Origin of the sequence: Sinorhizobium psoraleae (assembly GCF_013283645.1) — a bacterium.
Lineage (GTDB): Bacteria > Pseudomonadota > Alphaproteobacteria > Rhizobiales > Rhizobiaceae > Sinorhizobium > Sinorhizobium psoraleae.
Genome location: NZ_JABEKV010000004.1, coordinates 191692 through 208416 on the forward strand (window position 1 = coordinate 191692; position 16725 = coordinate 208416).

Consider the following 16725-nt stretch of genomic DNA (forward strand, 5'->3'; position numbering starts at 1 on the left):
GAAGAACCCACCGGCGGATGTTTCATCCGCCGGTTTTGTTTTGTGTGAAATCTGCCCCTTCGAAGACGGAAAAATTCCAGAAAACGAATTTTTCGGTGGCGGAATCATTTGTGAAAAGGTATCCGGTGACTCCCATGGCGCGATATGTATTCATCACTGGCGGCGTGGTTTCCTCCCTCGGAAAAGGCATCGCTGCAGCCGCTCTCGGAGCGCTTCTGCAGGCGCGTGGCTATCGGGTGAGACTGCGCAAGCTTGACCCCTATCTCAATGTCGATCCGGGCACGATGAGCCCGACACAGCACGGTGAGGTGTTCGTCACCGACGACGGGGCGGAAACCGATCTCGATCTCGGTCACTACGAACGCTTCACGGGGCGCTCGGCGACGAAGACCGACAACATCACGACGGGTCGGATCTACAAGAACATCATCGATAAGGAGCGGCGCGGCGACTATCTCGGTGCGACGGTCCAGGTGATCCCGCACGTCACCAACGAAATCAAGAATTTCGTCACCGAGGGCAATGACGATTACGATTTCGTCATCTGCGAGATCGGCGGCACCGTCGGCGACATCGAAGCGATGCCCTTCATGGAGGCGATCCGCCAGCTCGGCAACGACCTGCCGCGCGGCACCGCTGTCTACGTTCACCTGACGCTGATGCCCTATATCCCCGCAGCCGGTGAGCTGAAGACCAAGCCGACGCAGCATTCGGTCAAGGAACTGCAGGCGCTCGGTATCCATCCCGATATCCTGCTCGTTCGCGCCGATCGCGAGATCCCGGAAGCGGAGCGCCGCAAGCTGTCGCTCTTCTGCAATGTCCGCCAGTCCGCCGTCATCCAGGCACTCGATGTCGCCTCGATCTATGACGTGCCGATCGCCTATCACAAGGAGGGCCTCGACAACGAGGTCCTGGCCGCCTTCGGTATCGAGCCGGCGCCAAAGCCACGCATGGAAGCCTGGGAAGACGTTGCCCATCGTATCCGCACACCGGAAGGTGAAGTGACGATTGCCATCGTCGGCAAGTATACCGGCCTCAAGGACGCCTATAAGTCGCTGATCGAAGCGCTCTACCACGGTGGCATCGCCAACCGCGTCAAGGTCAAGCTCGAATGGATCGAATCGGAAATCTTCGAGAAGGAGGATCCGGCGCCCTGGCTTGAGAAGGTCCACGGCATTCTCGTTCCCGGCGGTTTCGGCGAGCGCGGTTCCGAAGGCAAGATCAATGCTGCCCGCTTTGCGCGGGAACGGAAGGTTCCCTATTTCGGCATCTGCTTCGGCATGCAGATGGCCGTCGTCGAGGCTGCCCGCAACCTCGCTGGCATCGAGAAGGCCTCTTCGACCGAATTCGGCCCGACCAAGGAGCCTGTGGTCGGGTTGATGACCGAGTGGGTGAAGGGCAACGAACTTGAAAAGCGCTCCGCCTCCGGCGATCTTGGCGGCACCATGCGCCTTGGCGCCTATCGCGCGGCCCTCAAGCAGAACACCAAGATTGCCGACATCTACGGCTCGACCGACATTTCCGAGCGCCATCGTCACCGCTACGAGGTCAACAACGATTATAAGGAGCGGCTGGAATCCTGTGGCCTGGTCTTCTCCGGCATGTCGCCGGACGGCGTTTTGCCTGAAACGGTCGAGTACCAGGACCATCCCTGGTTCATCGGCGTTCAGTACCACCCGGAACTGAAGTCTCGGCCGCTCGATCCGCACCCGCTTTTCGCGAGTTTCATCGAGGCGGCGCTGGAGCAATCGCGCCTCGTCTAACGGGGCCTTCTCAGACTGTCGTTTCTTTTGCGGCCGGCCATCACGGACCGGCCGCTTCCGTTTTTCGGGCGGCATGGTGCGTCGCCGCCAAATCCTCCATCGTCCAGCGTCCGTCTGATCGGGCCATGCTTGCAATCGGCCGGCAAAAGTTGCAAACAGCGACGAACCGGCCATCAGGGAACACGCCATGAGCTTATCCAAGCGCACCACCCGCCCGCTCGATCATCTCGTGCTGCCGGTGGCCGAGCTTGCGCAGGCGAGACGGCGCTTGAGCGATCTCGGCTTTGTGGTTGCCGACGATGCGCGCCATCCCTTCGGCACGGAGAATGCGTGCGTCTTCTTCGCCGATAACACCTATCTGGAACCGCTTGCCATCGCCTCGCGCGAGGAGTGCGAGGCCGCGGCGCTCGCCGGCAACGTCTTTGTCGCCCGTGACCAGGCATTCCGCTTCCGTCAAGGCCCGGAAGGGATGTCGGCGATCGTTGTCGGAACCTCCGATGCCGCGACCGATCACATGCGTTTCCGCGCGAGTGGCGTTTCTGGCGGCGACATGCTGGAATTCTCGCGGCCGATGCGGTTGCCGGACGGCCGTGAAGGCCTCGGCTCCTTCCGGCTGGCATTTGCCGCGGATCTGCGTTCCCCGGATTTCTTCCTCTTCAGTTGTCAGCGCATTCGCGCGCTGCCGGTCGAGCAGACCGCCCTTCACCGTCATGAGAACGGTGTGCTCGGCATTGCCGAGGTGGTGTTGTCGGAGCCAAATCCCACCGACTTCCAGTATCTGCTGCAGGAAGGCGTCGATGACCGCGAGGTTTCGGCCCACTCCTTCGGCATGGACATTCAAACGGGCAATGCCAAGCTTTCGGTGCTCAACGCTGCCGGAATGGAGGCCTTTTTCGGCCGTTCCGTCCGCAGTGCCGAGCGCGGCCTGCGAGGGCGCGCCGTCGTGTTTCGTGTCGCTGACCTCGAAGCGACGCGCGCGCTCTTTGCCAAGAACGATATCGAATTTGCAGAAATGGGCGGACGTCTCATTGTCCCGGAAGCGCCGGGGCAAGGGGTGATTTTCGCATTTGGAGTGTGATGATGGAAACGAATGCCAGGGTTGTCGTCGGCGAGGGTGCCGGCCAGGTGGTCTTTTCGCAGAAGGAGCGGCTGGCGTTGATCGCTGGCCCCTGCCAGATGGAGAGCCGCGATCATGCCTTCATGATGGCCGGAAAGCTCGTCGAGCTTTGCAAGTCGCTGGGGCTCGGCCTCGTCTACAAGTCTTCCTTCGACAAGGCGAACCGCACCTCGCTCTCCGGCAAGCGCGGCATCGGCCTCGACAATGCGCTGGATATTTTCGCGGACCTCAAGAAGGAGTTCGGCTTTCCGGTGCTGACCGACATTCACACCGAAGAGCAATGCGCGATCGTCGCGGAGACGGTCGACATCCTGCAGATCCCGGCCTTTCTGTCGCGCCAGACCGACCTGCTCGTCGCGGCCGCCAAGACCGGGCGCGCGATCAACGTCAAGAAGGGCCAGTTCCTCGCGCCCTGGGATATGAAGAACGTGCTCGCCAAGTTCACGATGAGCGGCAATCCGAATGTTCTTCTGTGTGAGCGTGGCGCCTCCTTCGGTTACAACACACTGGTTTCCGACATGCGTTCGCTGCCGATCATGGCCGCGCTGGGTGCGCCGGTGATCTTTGACGCCACGCATTCCGTGCAGCAGCCGGGCGGACAGGGCGGCTCCACCGGCGGCCAGCGCGAGTTCGTTGAAACCTTGGCGCGCGCCGCTGTTGCTGTCGGCGTCGCCGGCCTCTTCATCGAGACGCACGAAGATCCAGACAACGCGCCTTCGGATGGCCCCAATATGGTGCACCTGAAGGACATGCCGCGGCTTCTTGAAAAGCTGCTTGCCTTCGACGCGATTGCCAAGGCCTGAGCTGCCCTGGCCTTCGTGAAATTTTCATGAACCGCAATGGCGCTTCGGCATTTGCATCCTTCGCGCCATTGTAATTTCGAGGCCATGAATTAAGACAGGCCCGACCACACCGTCGTCCTAACCAGGGAAGAGATCATGACTGCAATCATCGATATCATCGGCCGCGAAATTCTGGACAGCCGCGGCAACCCGACCGTCGAGGTCGACGTTCATCTCGAAGACGGTAGTTTCGGCCGGGCCGCTGTTCCCTCGGGCGCCTCGACCGGTGCCCACGAAGCGGTCGAGCTGCGCGACGGCGGTACTCGCTATCTCGGCAAGGGCGTCGAGCGCGCCGTCGACGCGGTCAACGGAGAGATCTTCGAAGCGATCGGGGGCCTCGACGCCGAAAACCAGATCCAGATCGACAGGACCATGATCGAGCTCGACGGCACGGCGAACAAGTCGCGCCTCGGCGCCAATGCCATTCTCGGCGTTTCGTTGGCGGTTGCAAAGGCCGCGGCGGAAGCGGCCGGCCTGCCGCTCTACCGCTATGTCGGCGGTCCGAACGCGCATCTCCTGCCGGTTCCGATGATGAACATCATCAATGGCGGTGCGCATGCTGACAACCCGATCGATTTCCAGGAATTCATGATCATGCCGGTCGGCGCGGAAACGCTGAAGGACGCCGTGCGCATGGGCTCGGAAGTCTTCCACACGCTGAAGAAGCAGCTAGCTGCCGACGGCCACAACACCAATGTCGGCGACGAGGGTGGCTTCGCGCCGGGCCTGGCTTCCGCCCCCGCGGCGCTCGACTTTATCATGAAGTCGATCGAGAAGGCTGGCTACAAGCCGGGCGAGGACATGTATGTCGCGCTCGACTGCGCTTCGACGGAATTCTTCAAGGACGGCAAGTACGTGCTCGAAGGTGAGGGTCGCACGCTGGAGCCCGGCGCCATGGCGGAATACCTCGCCGAACTCGCTGCCAAGTACCCGATCATCTCGATCGAGGACGGTATGGCCGAGGACGACTGGGATGGCTGGAAGGCGCTGACGGACAAGATCGGCTCCAAGGTCCAGCTCGTCGGCGACGATCTCTTCGTCACCAACTCGGCTCGACTGCGCGACGGCATTAAGATGGGTGTCGCCAACTCGATCCTCGTCAAGGTCAACCAGATCGGCTCGCTCTCAGAAACGCTCGATGCGGTCGAGACGGCCCACAAGGCCCGCTACACCGCCGTTATGTCGCACCGTTCCGGCGAAACCGAGGACGCGACGATCGCCGATCTCGCGGTCGCCACCAATTGCGGGCAGATCAAGACCGGCTCGCTCGCGCGCTCCGACCGGCTTGCGAAGTACAACCAACTGATCCGCATCGAAGAGCAGCTTGGTCTGCAGGCCAAATACGCCGGCCGCTCGATCCTGCGGGGTTAAATAAGTCCGGCCCCGACGCCGCCCCTGATCCGCCTGCCGGCACCTTTTCCCCGCAGGCGGGGAGAAGGGACAAGCGGATAGCTCGGCGGCCGAAGTTCCCTCTTCCTGCATTCGCGGGGAGGGCACGGTGAGGGCGAATCCCGCGCCAAACTTCGCGATCTGTTAATTTCGACCCGTCTGCCTCACGGCAGGCGGGTTTCGTTTTTCCTGCCATTCATGGTCAACGGTCGGTTAATCAATCGACGTTAGTCTCGTCTTGTATTGCGTATCAGGGCATGGATCATGTGGACACGACATCACAAGAAACGGAGATTGGGGCGGCTGGTGGTGCCGCTCATGGCGGTCGCGTTTCTTTCCTATTTCGGCTATCATTCGATCCACGGAGGATACGGCCTGAGAGCGACAGAGGAGTTCGACCGACAGATCGCCGTGCGGCAAGCCCGATTGGATGAACTGACCCATCAGCGAAAAATCCTCGAAAAGGAGGTCGAGCTGATGAGCGACGGTTCGCTGGAACGAGATATGCTGGATGAGAAGGCTCGCCTCGCGCTCAACATGTCGCGGAGCGATGAGATTGTTATTTTTCATCGCGGGCAGAATTAACCTAAATTGAGTTAATTGGAAATTCTCTATAAAAATCAAATAATTACTCAGAATAATAGCCATGCAAATATGGCATTGCTGTGTCGCTCTTCTTTCCCTATGGTAGCCGGCAAAGGCTAACCATTTGGGAGGAATGAATGGCTCCGCGAAAAACCGCGTCCGTCTCCAGCCGCAAGACCGCTGCCAAGTCCGCAAAAAAGGATTTCGCCGGCGGCACCATCGCCGAATTCTCCAAGGAAGATGATCTCAAAGCCTACCGCGAAATGCTGCTGATCCGGCGTTTCGAGGAAAAGGCCGGCCAGCTTTACGGTATGGGCTTCATCGGCGGCTTCTGTCACCTCTATATCGGTCAGGAAGCCGTCGTGGTCGGCATGCAGTTGGCGCTCAAGGAAGGTGATCAGGTCATCACCGGTTACCGTGATCACGGCCATATGCTCGCTTGCGGGATGAGTGCGCGCGGCGTGATGGCGGAACTGACTGGCCGTCGCGGCGGCCTTTCCAAAGGGAAAGGCGGCTCGATGCACATGTTCTCTAAGGAAAAGCATTTCTATGGCGGCCACGGCATCGTTGGCGCGCAGGTCTCGCTCGGCACCGGTCTTGCCTTCGCAAACAAGTACCGCGGCAATGACAATGTCAGCCTCGCCTATTTCGGCGATGGTGCCGCCAACCAGGGGCAGGTCTATGAGAGCTTCAACATGGCTGCTCTCTGGAAGCTGCCGGTGATCTACATCGTCGAGAACAACCGCTACGCCATGGGCACGTCCGTGTCCCGCGCATCGGCGCAAACCGACTTCTCGCAGCGCGGCGCGTCCTTCGGCATTCCCGGTTATCAGGTCGACGGCATGGATGTTCGCGCGGTCAAGGCGGCAGCCGATGAAGCCGTTCAATATTGCCGTTCCGGCAAGGGGCCGATCATCCTCGAGATGCTGACCTATCGCTATCGCGGCCACTCCATGTCCGACCCGGCGAAGTACCGGTCGAAGGACGAAGTGCAGAAGATGCGCTCCGAGCATGACCCGATTGAGCAGGTAAAGGCCCGGCTTACCGAAAAGGGCTGGGCGAGCGAGGACGAGCTGAAGCAGATCGACAAGGATGTTCGCGACATCGTTGCGGATAGCGCCGATTTTGCTCAGTCTGATCCGGAGCCGGATGTATCCGAGCTCTACACCGACATCCTGCTTTGATCCGGGGAGGGACAATCATGCCAGTAGAAATTCTCATGCCCGCCCTTTCCCCGACGATGGAGGAAGGCACGCTCTCCAAATGGCTGAAGAACGAGGGCGACAAGGTGTCGTCAGGCGACGTCATTGCCGAGATCGAAACCGACAAGGCGACCATGGAAGTGGAAGCCGTCGATGAAGGCACGATCGGAAAGCTCCTGATCGCAGCCGGCACCGAAGGCGTGAAGGTCAATACGCCAATCGCCGTCCTGCTGCAGGACGGTGAGGCTGCCGGCGATATTGCGACGGCGAAGGCGGAGGCACCGAAGCCTGCTGCGAATGAAGCGCCTGCCGCCGCGCCGGCCCCGGCGCCGGTTGCGGCACAGCCGAAGGCGGAAGTTCCTGCCGATCCCGCGATCCCCGCCGGCACGGAAATGGTTTCGATGACGGTGCGCGAGGCGCTTCGTGATGCGATGGCCGAAGAAATGCGCGCCAGCGACGACGTGTTCGTCATGGGTGAGGAAGTCGCCGAATACCAAGGCGCCTACAAGATCACCCAGGGCCTGCTGCAGGAATTCGGCCCGCGTCGCGTGGTCGATACCCCGATCACCGAGCATGGTTTTGCCGGCGTCGGCGTCGGCGCGGCAATGACCGGTCTGCGGCCGATCGTCGAGTTCATGACCTTCAACTTCGCCATGCAGGCGATCGACCAGATCATCAACTCGGCCGCCAAGACGCTTTATATGTCGGGCGGTCAGATGGGCGCGCCGATCGTTTTCCGTGGTCCGAGCGGTGCGGCCGCCCGCGTCGCCGCGCAGCACTCGCAGTGCTATGCCGCCTGGTACAGCCACATTCCGGGTCTCAAGGTCGTCATGCCGTATACGGCCGCTGATGCGAAGGGCCTCTTGAAGGCTGCGATCCGCGACCCGAACCCGGTGATCTTCCTCGAGAACGAAATCCTTTACGGTCACTCCTTCGAGGTGCCGAAGCTCGATGATTTCGTTCTGCCGATCGGCAAGGCTCGCATCCATCGCGTCGGCAAGGATGCAACCATCGTTTCCTTCGGCATCGGCATGACCTATGCCGTCAAGGCTGCAGCCGAACTCGAAGCGCAGGGCATTGACGTCGAGATCATCGATCTTCGCACGATCCGCCCGATGGATCTTCCGACTGTGATCCAGTCGGTGAAGAAGACCGGCCGGCTGGTCACCGTCGAGGAAGGCTACCCGCAGTCCTCCGTCGGTACCGAAATCGCCACCCGCGTCATGCAGCAGGCCTTCGATTACCTCGATGCGCCGATCCTGACGATCGCCGGCAAGGATGTGCCGATGCCCTATGCCGCAAACCTCGAAAAGCTGGCGCTGCCGAGCGTTGCCGAGGTCGTCGATGCCGTGAAAGCCGTTTGCTACAAATAAGGGGAGGGCGCTTCGATGCCAATCAACATCACGATGCCTGCCCTCTCTCCGACCATGGAAGAAGGCAATCTGGCCAAGTGGCTGGTCAAGGAAGGCGACAAGGTGAGGTCCGGCGATGTCATCGCCGAGATCGAGACCGACAAGGCGACCATGGAAGTGGAAGCCGTCGATGAGGGTACCGTTGCCAAGATCGTCGTTCCGGCCGGGACCGAAGGCGTCAAGGTCAATGCGCTGATCGCCGTTCTGGCCGCCGATGGCGAGGACGTGGCAACGGCTGCGAAGGGTGGCAACGGAGCGGCGGCGCCGGCACTCGCCGCCAAAGCCGAACAACCGGCTCCGGCAGCGCCGGCCGCTGCGCCTGCGCCCGCTGCGGCACCTGTTGCCCAGCCGACCGCAGCGCCATCGCCAGCACCCGCTGCGGGGGATGGCAAGCGTGTATTCTCTTCGCCGCTTGCGCGCCGTCTCGCCAAGGAAGCTGGCATCGATCTCTCGGCAATCGCCGGGTCCGGCCCGCATGGCCGTGTCGTCAAGAAGGACGTCGAGACGGCTGTTGCCGGCGTTGGCGCCAAGCCGGCAGCTGCACCTCAGGCCGCTGCCGCGGCTGCCCCCGCTCCGGCGGCCCTCGCCAAGGGCATGTCCGAGGACGCAGTGCTCAAGCTCTTCGAGCCGGGTTCCTACGAACTCGTCCCGCACGACGGCATGCGCAAGACGATCGCCAAGCGCCTCGTCGAATCGAAGCAGACGATCCCGCATTTTTATGTTTCGATCGATTGCGAGCTCGATGCTCTGCTTGCGCTTCGCGCACAGCTCAATGCCGCTGCCCCGGAAAAGGACGGCAAGCCGGTCTACAAGCTCTCGGTCAACGACATGGTAATCAAGGCATTGGCGTTGGCGCTGCGCGATGTTCCGGATGCGAACGTATCCTGGACTGACACGAACATGGTCAAGCACAAGAACGCCGATGTCGGCGTTGCCGTATCCATTCCCGGCGGTCTGATCACGCCGATCGTCCGCCAGGCGGAGTTGAAGAGCCTTTCGGCCATCTCCAACGAGATGAAGGATCTCGGCAAGCGCGCCAAGGAGCGCAAGCTGAAGCCGGAAGAGTACCAAGGCGGCACCACGGCCGTCTCCAACATGGGCATGATGGGCGTCAAGAACTTCGCCGCCGTCGTCAACCCGCCGCATGCGACCATCCTTGCGGTCGGTGCCGGCGAGGAACGCGTCGTCGTCAAGAACAAGGAAATGGTCATCGCCAACATGATGACCGTGACGCTTTCGACCGACCATCGCTGCGTCGATGGCGCGCTCGGCGCCGAGCTGCTCGCCGCCTTCAAGCGCTACATCGAAAACCCGATGGGCATGCTGGTCTGATGCGATCCGGACCGGCTTTTCTGGCCGGTCCATTCCCCTGCTGCATGTTTCCTTAAATCTTAGCCGATTTAAGGACAAAAACATGCAGCGATTCAAAGTGCTACAGCGTCCTTTGCGTGTCTGAGAAGACGCGCGGCGCTGTAAACGCGGGCACAAGCGATGAAGACAGTCCTTTGCTACGGTGACAGTCTGACGTGGGGCTATGACGCGAGCGGCCTTGGCCGGCATGCGTTGGAAGACCGCTGGCCGAGCGTGCTGCAGAAGGCGCTTGGTTCGGACGCCCACGTGATTGCGGAGGGTCTGAACGGCCGCACGACAGCCTATGACGACCATCTCGCCGATTGCGACCGCAACGGAGCCCGCGTCCTGCCGACCGTGCTCCACAGCCACGCGCCGATCGATCTCATGATCTTTCTGCTCGGCACAAACGACATGAAGCCGGTGATCCACGGCACGGCCTTCGGCGCCGTCAAAGGGATTGCACGCCTCGTCAATCTCGTCCGGCGGCACGACTGGCCGGTCGAAGCCGAGGAGGGGCCGGACATTCTCATCGTCTCGCCGCCGCCGCTTTGCGAAACCGCGAACAGCGCCTTTGCAGCGATGTATGCGGGCGCTATCGAGCAGTCGGCAATGCTGGCACCGCTCTACCGCGATCTCGCCGACGAGCTCGACTGCGGTTTTTTCGACGCCGGCTCGGTGGCAAAGACCACGCCGCTCGATGGCGTCCATCTTGATGCCGAGAACACCCGCGCGATCGGACGCGGCTTGGAACCGGTCGTGCGGATGATGCTCGGGCTCTGACCATGGCGGCCGGCGCGACCCTCAGATCTGCGGAACGAAGAGAGGCAGCGGAACTGGCTGTCCTGATCGATATTGCCTCGCACGGATTTGCGGCCTGGCTCTGGTATGGCGGTGTGTTGCGTGGCGTCGCCGAAACGGCGTTCGAACACGGCCGCAACAAACTACGCGAAGACGCGGGGCGGGGTACGTGGCGCGATGCGATCGTTGCCGAAGTCGAGGACGAGATTGCGGGTGTAGCGGTCTCCTACGCGATCGATTCCTCCGTCCGCGATATCGAGGCGAAGCATCCGGTGCTCGCCCCTTTGCTAGCCCTTCAGAGGCAGGTGGTGGGCCATTGGTTCATCGACAGCCTGGGAGTCTACAAGCATCATCGCGGCAAGGGGATCGGCCGCGCTTTGCTGGAACACGAAATTGCCCGCGCCAGGTCGGCGCCGGTGAGCCTGATCACCGAAAGCCACAATGAAACGGCTCAGGCACTCTATAAGGTCAACGGCTTCGAGGAGGTGGCGCGCGTTGAAGCCGTGCCGCTTTTCGAGGACAGCAAGAAACACGACTGGGTGCTTTTCACCCGACAGGTCGCTTGAGACAAAGGCAGGAACATATGGCTGAGAATTACGACGTCATCGTTATCGGTTCGGGTCCGGGGGGCTATGTCACCGCCATCCGTTCGGCTCAGCTTGGGTTGAAGACGGCGATCGTCGAACGCGAGCACCTCGGCGGCATCTGCCTCAACTGGGGCTGCATTCCCACCAAGGCGTTGCTGCGTTCCGCCGAGATACTCGACCACGCCAATCACGCCAAGAAATACGGCTTGACGTTGGAAGGCAAGATGACCGCCAACGTCAAGGACGTCGTCGCCCGCTCGCGTGCTGTCTCCGCTCGGCTGAACGGTGGCGTTGGTTTCCTCATGAAGAAGAACAAGGTCGACATCATCTGGGGCGAGGCCAAGCTGACGAAGCCCGGCGAGATCGTCGTTGGCGCGCCGTCTAAGCCCGCGGTCCAGCCGCAGAACCCTGTGCCGAAGGGCGTGAAGGGCGAGGGCACGTACACCGCCAAGCACATCATCGTCGCGACCGGCGCCCGGCCACGCGCGCTCCCGGGCATCGAGCCTGATGGCAAGCTGATCTGGACCTATTTCGAGGCGATGAAGCCTGAGGAAATGCCAAAATCCATGCTCGTGATGGGCTCCGGCGCCATCGGCATCGAATTCGCAAGCTTCTACCTGTCGATGGGCGTGGACGTCACCGTCGTCGAGCTGTTGCCGCAGGTCATGCCGGTAGAGGATGCGGAGATTTCCGCTTTCGCCCGCAAGCAACTCGAAAAGCGCGGCATGAAGATCTTCACCGACGCCAAAGTGACGAAGGTGGAGAAGGGCGCGAATGATGTCACCGCGCATGTCGAGACGAAGGACGGCAAGGCAACGCAGATCAAGGCCGACCGCCTGATCTCCGCCGTCGGCGTGCAGGGCAATATTGAGAATCTTGGGCTTGAGGCGCTTGGCGTCAAAACCGATCGCGGCTGCATCGTCACCGATGGTTATGGCAAGACGAATGTAGCCGGCATCTACGCGATCGGCGACGTCGCCGGGCCGCCGATGCTGGCGCACAAGGCCGAGCACGAGGGCGTGATCTGCGTGGAGAAGATCGCCGGTGTCCCAGGCGTGCACGCGCTCGACAAGGGCAAGATCCCGGGCTGCACGTATTGCGACCCGCAGGTTGCCTCTGTCGGACTGACTGAAGCGAAGGCGAAGGAACTCGGCCGCGAGATCCGTGTCGGCCGCTTTAACTTCGCCGCCAACGGCAAGGCCATCGCGCTCGGCGAGGACCAGGGGCTGATCAAGACGATCTTCGATAAGAAAACCGGCGAACTGTTGGGTGCGCATATGGTCGGTGCCGAGGTAACCGAACTTATCCAAGGCTTCGTTGTTGCCATGAATCTCGAAACGACCGAGGAAGAACTGATGCACGCGGTCTTCCCGCATCCGACGCTGTCGGAAATGATGAAGGAAAGCGTGCTTGACGCGTACGGCCGGATGCTGAACGCCTGATGACGTGCCGCCGTTCGGAACTTTTGATCCGATCATGCATTGAAGCCGCTGGTGCTTTTTCACTGCGGGGAGGTCGCGATGAGCTTGAATGGCGTCGGTATTCTTGCTGCAATCATCATAGGCGGATTGGCCGGTTGGCTTGCGGAGAGATTCATGAACAGCGAGATGGGGCTGTTCATGAACATTGTTCTCGGCATTCTGGGCGCCATCGTACTGAACTTCATTCTGGCCGCCTTCGGTATGACCTACACCGGCTGGCTCGCCTATCTGGTCATCGGCTTTATCGGCGCCTGCCTGCTGATTGCCGCGGGGCGCGCTGTGAGAAGGTAGCGCCGCGCAAGCCATGCGTCTGCTGTCGGGCCGCATTGCAACTGGCGGCCTGACTTTTCCTGTCGGGCCGTTTATATAGATCGAAAAGGGCAGCTCGGCGGCACGCCGCGCGCTCGACGCGACAAAGGAAGACACATGGTAACGGTTTTCGATGCTGTCTCGGACCGGGCGCAACGCGTCCGCCATCCGGAAAAGGCGCACAAGCCTGACACGGAAGTCCTGCGCAAGCCCGATTGGATTCGGGTAAAGGCGCCGACGTCGAAGGGATACATGGAAACCCGCTCGATCGTGAAGGGCAACAATCTGGTCACCGTCTGCGAGGAGGCCGGCTGCCCGAACATCGGCGAATGTTGGGACAAGAAGCACGCGACCTTCATGATCATGGGCGAGATCTGCACGCGGGCCTGCGCCTTCTGCAACGTCTCGACGGGCAAGCCGAATGCGCTCGACATGGAAGAGCCAGCCAACGTTGCCAGGGCGGTCAAGCAGATGGGGCTCAGCCACGTCGTCATCACCTCGGTCGACCGCGACGACCTGGACGACGGTGGTGCCGAGCATTTCGAGAAAGTCATCTTCGCGGTCCGCGAGGCCTCTCCCGAAACGACCATCGAGATCCTGACACCCGACTTTCTGCGCAAGCCCGGTGCGCTGGAGCGTGTGGTCGCCGCCAAGCCTGACGTTTTCAACCACAATCTCGAAACGGTGCCCTCGAACTATCTGACCGTCCGTCCTGGCGCTCGCTACTTCCATTCGATCCGGCTCCTGCAGCGGGTGAAGGAACTCGATCCGTCGATGTTCACCAAATCCGGCATCATGGTCGGCCTTGGCGAAGAACGGAACGAGGTGCTGCAGTTGATGGATGACCTGCGTACCGCTGACGTCGATTTCCTGACGATCGGCCAGTATCTGCAGCCGACCCGCAAGCACCACAAGGTCGAGAATTTCGTGACCCCGGAGGAGTTCAAGTCCTATGAGACGGTCGCCTACACGAAGGGCTTCCTGATGGTCTCCTCAAGCCCGCTGACACGCTCGTCGCATCACGCGGGCGACGATTTTGCGCGGTTGAGGGCCGCGCGCGAAAAGAAGCTTCTGGCCGAAGCGGAGTAGTTCATTCCCACAGCCGGTGAAAAACAGCCGCGGCGTTGTATCGTCGCGGCTCTTTTTTGGGGAGCGAGAGTGGCAGATAATCTGACGGACACGAAGCGGGTTGCATCTATTCTCTCGGAGGCAAAACGTGTTTTGGTCATCGGCTGCTCGGGGGGAGGCAAGACGACACTCGCCCGACGCTTGTCGGAACACTACGAACTCCCATTTGTTTCGATGGACAGAGAGTTCTTCTGGCTGCCCGGTTGGGTTTCCAGAGCGCGGGAGGAACAAAGAAACCTCATCACCGCCAGGGTCGCTGAAGCTCGATGGGTGATGGATGGGACGAACCCGTCGACCTTCGATCTGCGACTGCCCCGCGCCGACGTCGTGCTCTGGGTGAGGATGCCACGCTTGCTGTGCCTGATAGGCGTGATGCGGCGTTGGCTGAAATGGCGAGGGGCGGCACGGCCGGAAATGGCCGACGGATGTCCGGAACGGGTAAGTTGGGAGTTCGTCCGCTACATCTGGACGTTCGAGCGCAAGTTCGTGCCGCGGATCGAGACCGGCCTGCGGGAGCACGGGCCGGACGTTCCGGTCCTGCAGATAAGAAGCCGGGCACAAATGCGCACGCTGCTTGAACTTCTCGCGGCACGCGCTTAACTGCGAGTCATGCCACACTTTGAAACCAACCATGTCGTCAAGCATTCGGCCGATCAGATGTTCGATCTCGTCGCCGACGTCGAGCGCTATCCGGAGTTTCTGCCGCTTTGCGAGGCCTTGAGCGTGCGTTCACGTAAGGAGCGTGACGGCAAGGTGTTGCTGCTGGCCGACATGACCGTCGGTTACAAGGCGATCCGCGAGACCTTCACGACCCAGGTTCTGCTCAACAAGGCCGAGCGTACGATCGACGTCAACTATATCGACGGGCCGTTCAAATATCTCGACAATGAGTGGCGCTTCGAGCCGACCGGCGAAAAGCTGTCGATCGTGCACTTCTATATCGACTACGAGTTCAAGAGCCGCATTCTGGGGGCTTTGATGGGCTCCATGTTCGACCGGGCGTTCCGCATGTTTTCGGAAGCCTTCGAAAAGCGAGCCGATGAAGTCTACGCTCCCTGAGCGACCTCTTCGAGGAGACCGAGTGCGGTTCTGATGGCCGCCATTCGAACCGCGTCGCGGCCGATGTCGCCATAGCGCATCTCACGGTGAAGCACCCTGCCATTCCGCCCTGTTGCCGCCAGGTGGACGAGCCCGACCGGCTTTTCCACCGAACCTCCGCCCGGGCCAGCTATACCCGTCACTGCGACCGTGACATCCGCCCCGGAATGGGAGACGGCGCCCCGTGCCATTTCGATGGCGGTCTCGCGCGAGACCGCGCCGTGGGCGGCGAGCGTCGCGAGCTCAACACCGAGCATCTGTACCTTGGCGTCGTTGGAATAGGTGACGAAACCACGATCGACGACGAGTGACGAACCGGCAATCTCGGTTAGCGCGCCGGCAATCAGGCCGCCGGTGCAGGACTCCGCCGTGGCTAGCTTCAGCTTGCGTTGGGTGAAGTCGGCGATGATCGCGTGGGCCTTTCGTTCGATATCGGCCGGCCACATCATGCGCTGCTCCCCGGCGCGTAGATGACCGTCGCAGTTGCGATTGCAGCGATGCCTTCGTTTCGGCCGATGAAGCCGAGCTTTTCGTTGGTGGTCGCCTTGATCGAGCAGCGGTCGATTGCGATGTCGAGCATTGCTGCCAGGTTCTCCCGCATCTGCTGCCGGTGCGGCCCGACCTTCGGTGCTTCGGCGATGATCGATACGTCCGCATTGGTGATGACGCCGCCACGCTCGCGCACGATCCGCGCCGCATGCTCCAGAAAGATACGGGAAGGCGCACCCTTCCATTGCGGGTCCGACGGCGGGAAGTGATCGCCGATATCACCTGCGCCGCAGGTTGCGAGAAGTGCATCGGTCAGCGCATGCAGCGCGACATCGGCATCGGAATGGCCGGAGAGTTTGCGATCGTGCGGAATGAACACGCCGCAAAGCGTGACGCCGTCGCCTTCGATGAGTTGATGGACGTCGTAGCCATTGCCGGTGCGCACGTCCGGGATCGTGCTGCCCGTGAGCCTTTCATCAGCCATCGAAATATCCCTCTGCAACGTGAGCTTGACGTTGTCCACCATACCTTCGACCAGGACAACGGGAATGCCCGCCCATTCGGCAATGGACGCGTCATCGGTGAAATCCGCTTTGGCGCCGGCGTTGGCGGCACGGTGCGCGGAGAGGATCGCGTCCAACTTGAAGCACTGCGGCGTCTGTGCCGCAAAGAGGTTGGTCCGTGGGACGGTCTCTCTTACGACGCCTTTTGCGCCGGCCCGCTTCAGCGTATCGGCGACGGCGATCGCCGGCAGGACCGCCTCCGCGCCGGCCAGCAGCGCTGCCCGGCAGCGATCGAGCAAGGCGTGATCGGCAAAGGGGCGCACGGCGTCGTGGATCATGACGTATTTGGCGCCAGCAGCCGCAATCGCCTCCAAGCCGGCGAGGACCGAAAGCTGCCGCGTCGCTCCTCCGTGCGCGATGGTCAAATCGCTTGGCGTGGGCACGCGCTTCAAAGCGGAGGCAAACAATTCCTCGTCATCGGGGTGGATAACCACAACCAGCGGCCCCGTTCCTGCCCATGTCGCGAAAATGTTAAGCGTGTGCGCAATAACGGGGCGGCCGCCGATCGTCCGGTACTGTTTCGGCCCCTCCGCCGATTGGCCGGCACGCTCGCCGCGACCAGCCGCGACGATCACGACACCACAGGAGAACTGTTCTTCAGGCTGCATC

At 61.4% G+C, this 16725-nt stretch carries 17 protein-coding genes; 15 read left to right on the forward strand and 2 right to left on the reverse strand.

The features are described 5' to 3' along the window. Positions 1-125 precede the first annotated feature (125 nt). The 15 genes from pyrG (at position 126) to ILFOPFJJ_RS21980 (ending at position 15025) form a co-directional block, all read left to right on the forward strand. Complete coding sequence (gene pyrG / locus ILFOPFJJ_RS21910) at positions 126-1763, forward strand: CTP synthase (protein ID WP_312032735.1); 1638 nt, start codon at positions 126-128, stop codon at positions 1761-1763. Between the two features lie 187 nt (positions 1764-1950). Next, positions 1951-2841: a VOC family protein gene (locus ILFOPFJJ_RS21915; protein ID WP_173512678.1), complete on the forward strand. Its 891-nt coding sequence runs from the start codon at positions 1951-1953 to the stop codon at positions 2839-2841. Further along, a complete protein-coding gene (gene kdsA / locus ILFOPFJJ_RS21920) occupies positions 2841-3683 on the forward strand; it encodes a 3-deoxy-8-phosphooctulonate synthase (RefSeq protein WP_173512679.1) in 843 nt (280 codons plus the stop codon). The genes ILFOPFJJ_RS21915 and kdsA overlap by 1 nt, the downstream gene beginning before the upstream one ends. A 135-nt stretch (positions 3684-3818) precedes the next feature. Next, entirely contained in the window at positions 3819-5093 is a 1275-nt protein-coding gene (gene eno / locus ILFOPFJJ_RS21925) for a phosphopyruvate hydratase (protein WP_173512680.1), read from the forward strand. A 282-nt stretch (positions 5094-5375) separates the two neighbouring features. Then, complete coding sequence (locus ILFOPFJJ_RS21930; RefSeq protein ID WP_136504430.1) at positions 5376-5696, forward strand: FtsB family cell division protein; 321 nt, start codon at positions 5376-5378, stop codon at positions 5694-5696. A 137-nt stretch (positions 5697-5833) separates the two neighbouring features. Next, entirely contained in the window at positions 5834-6880 is a 1047-nt protein-coding gene (gene pdhA, locus ILFOPFJJ_RS21935; RefSeq protein ID WP_173512681.1) for a pyruvate dehydrogenase (acetyl-transferring) E1 component subunit alpha, read from the forward strand. Positions 6881-6897: 17 nt separating this feature from the next. Next, positions 6898-8271: a pyruvate dehydrogenase complex E1 component subunit beta gene (locus tag ILFOPFJJ_RS21940; protein ID WP_173512682.1), complete on the forward strand. Its 1374-nt coding sequence runs from the start codon at positions 6898-6900 to the stop codon at positions 8269-8271. 15 nt (positions 8272-8286) lie between these two features. Then, the gene (locus ILFOPFJJ_RS21945; protein WP_173512683.1) at positions 8287-9642 is read left to right on the forward strand and encodes a pyruvate dehydrogenase complex dihydrolipoamide acetyltransferase; all 1356 of its coding nucleotides are present in this window, start codon (positions 8287-8289) and stop codon (positions 9640-9642) included. A 159-nt stretch (positions 9643-9801) separates the two neighbouring features. Further along, positions 9802-10443: an SGNH/GDSL hydrolase family protein gene (locus ILFOPFJJ_RS21950; protein WP_173512684.1), complete on the forward strand. Its 642-nt coding sequence runs from the start codon at positions 9802-9804 to the stop codon at positions 10441-10443. A gap of 2 nt (positions 10444-10445) precedes the next feature. Further along, positions 10446-11027: a GNAT family N-acetyltransferase gene (locus tag ILFOPFJJ_RS21955; RefSeq protein WP_173512685.1), complete on the forward strand. Its 582-nt coding sequence runs from the start codon at positions 10446-10448 to the stop codon at positions 11025-11027. A gap of 17 nt (positions 11028-11044) precedes the next feature. Then, the gene (lpdA, locus tag ILFOPFJJ_RS21960; RefSeq protein ID WP_173512686.1) at positions 11045-12490 is read left to right on the forward strand and encodes a dihydrolipoyl dehydrogenase; all 1446 of its coding nucleotides are present in this window, start codon (positions 11045-11047) and stop codon (positions 12488-12490) included. A 78-nt stretch (positions 12491-12568) separates the two neighbouring features. Beyond that, positions 12569-12820 (forward strand): GlsB/YeaQ/YmgE family stress response membrane protein, encoded by a 252-nt coding sequence (locus tag ILFOPFJJ_RS21965; RefSeq protein ID WP_173512687.1) that lies wholly within the window; start codon positions 12569-12571, stop codon positions 12818-12820. Positions 12821-12955: 135 nt separating this feature from the next. Beyond that, positions 12956-13927 (forward strand): lipoyl synthase, encoded by a 972-nt coding sequence (gene lipA, locus ILFOPFJJ_RS21970; protein WP_173512688.1) that lies wholly within the window; start codon positions 12956-12958, stop codon positions 13925-13927. A gap of 69 nt (positions 13928-13996) precedes the next feature. Continuing rightward, positions 13997-14566: a P-loop NTPase family protein gene (locus tag ILFOPFJJ_RS21975; protein WP_173512689.1), complete on the forward strand. Its 570-nt coding sequence runs from the start codon at positions 13997-13999 to the stop codon at positions 14564-14566. A gap of 9 nt (positions 14567-14575) precedes the next feature. Continuing rightward, on the forward strand, positions 14576-15025 hold the full coding sequence (locus ILFOPFJJ_RS21980; RefSeq protein ID WP_173512690.1) for a type II toxin-antitoxin system RatA family toxin: 450 nt from the start codon (positions 14576-14578) through the stop codon (positions 15023-15025). Here the strand turns inward: ILFOPFJJ_RS21980 and ILFOPFJJ_RS21985 are convergent. Together ILFOPFJJ_RS21985 and ILFOPFJJ_RS21990 are read right to left on the reverse strand one after the other, a co-directional pair. Next, positions 15013-15510: a CinA family protein gene (locus ILFOPFJJ_RS21985; protein WP_173513319.1), complete on the reverse strand. Its 498-nt coding sequence runs from the start codon at positions 15508-15510 to the stop codon at positions 15013-15015. The two genes, ILFOPFJJ_RS21980 and ILFOPFJJ_RS21985, sit on opposite strands and share 13 nt — an antisense overlap. Further along, on the reverse strand, positions 15510-16724 hold the full coding sequence (locus tag ILFOPFJJ_RS21990; RefSeq protein WP_173512691.1) for a bifunctional 2-C-methyl-D-erythritol 4-phosphate cytidylyltransferase/2-C-methyl-D-erythritol 2,4-cyclodiphosphate synthase: 1215 nt from the start codon (positions 16722-16724) through the stop codon (positions 15510-15512). The genes ILFOPFJJ_RS21985 and ILFOPFJJ_RS21990 overlap by 1 nt, the downstream gene beginning before the upstream one ends. Position 16725: the final 1 nt, after the last annotated feature.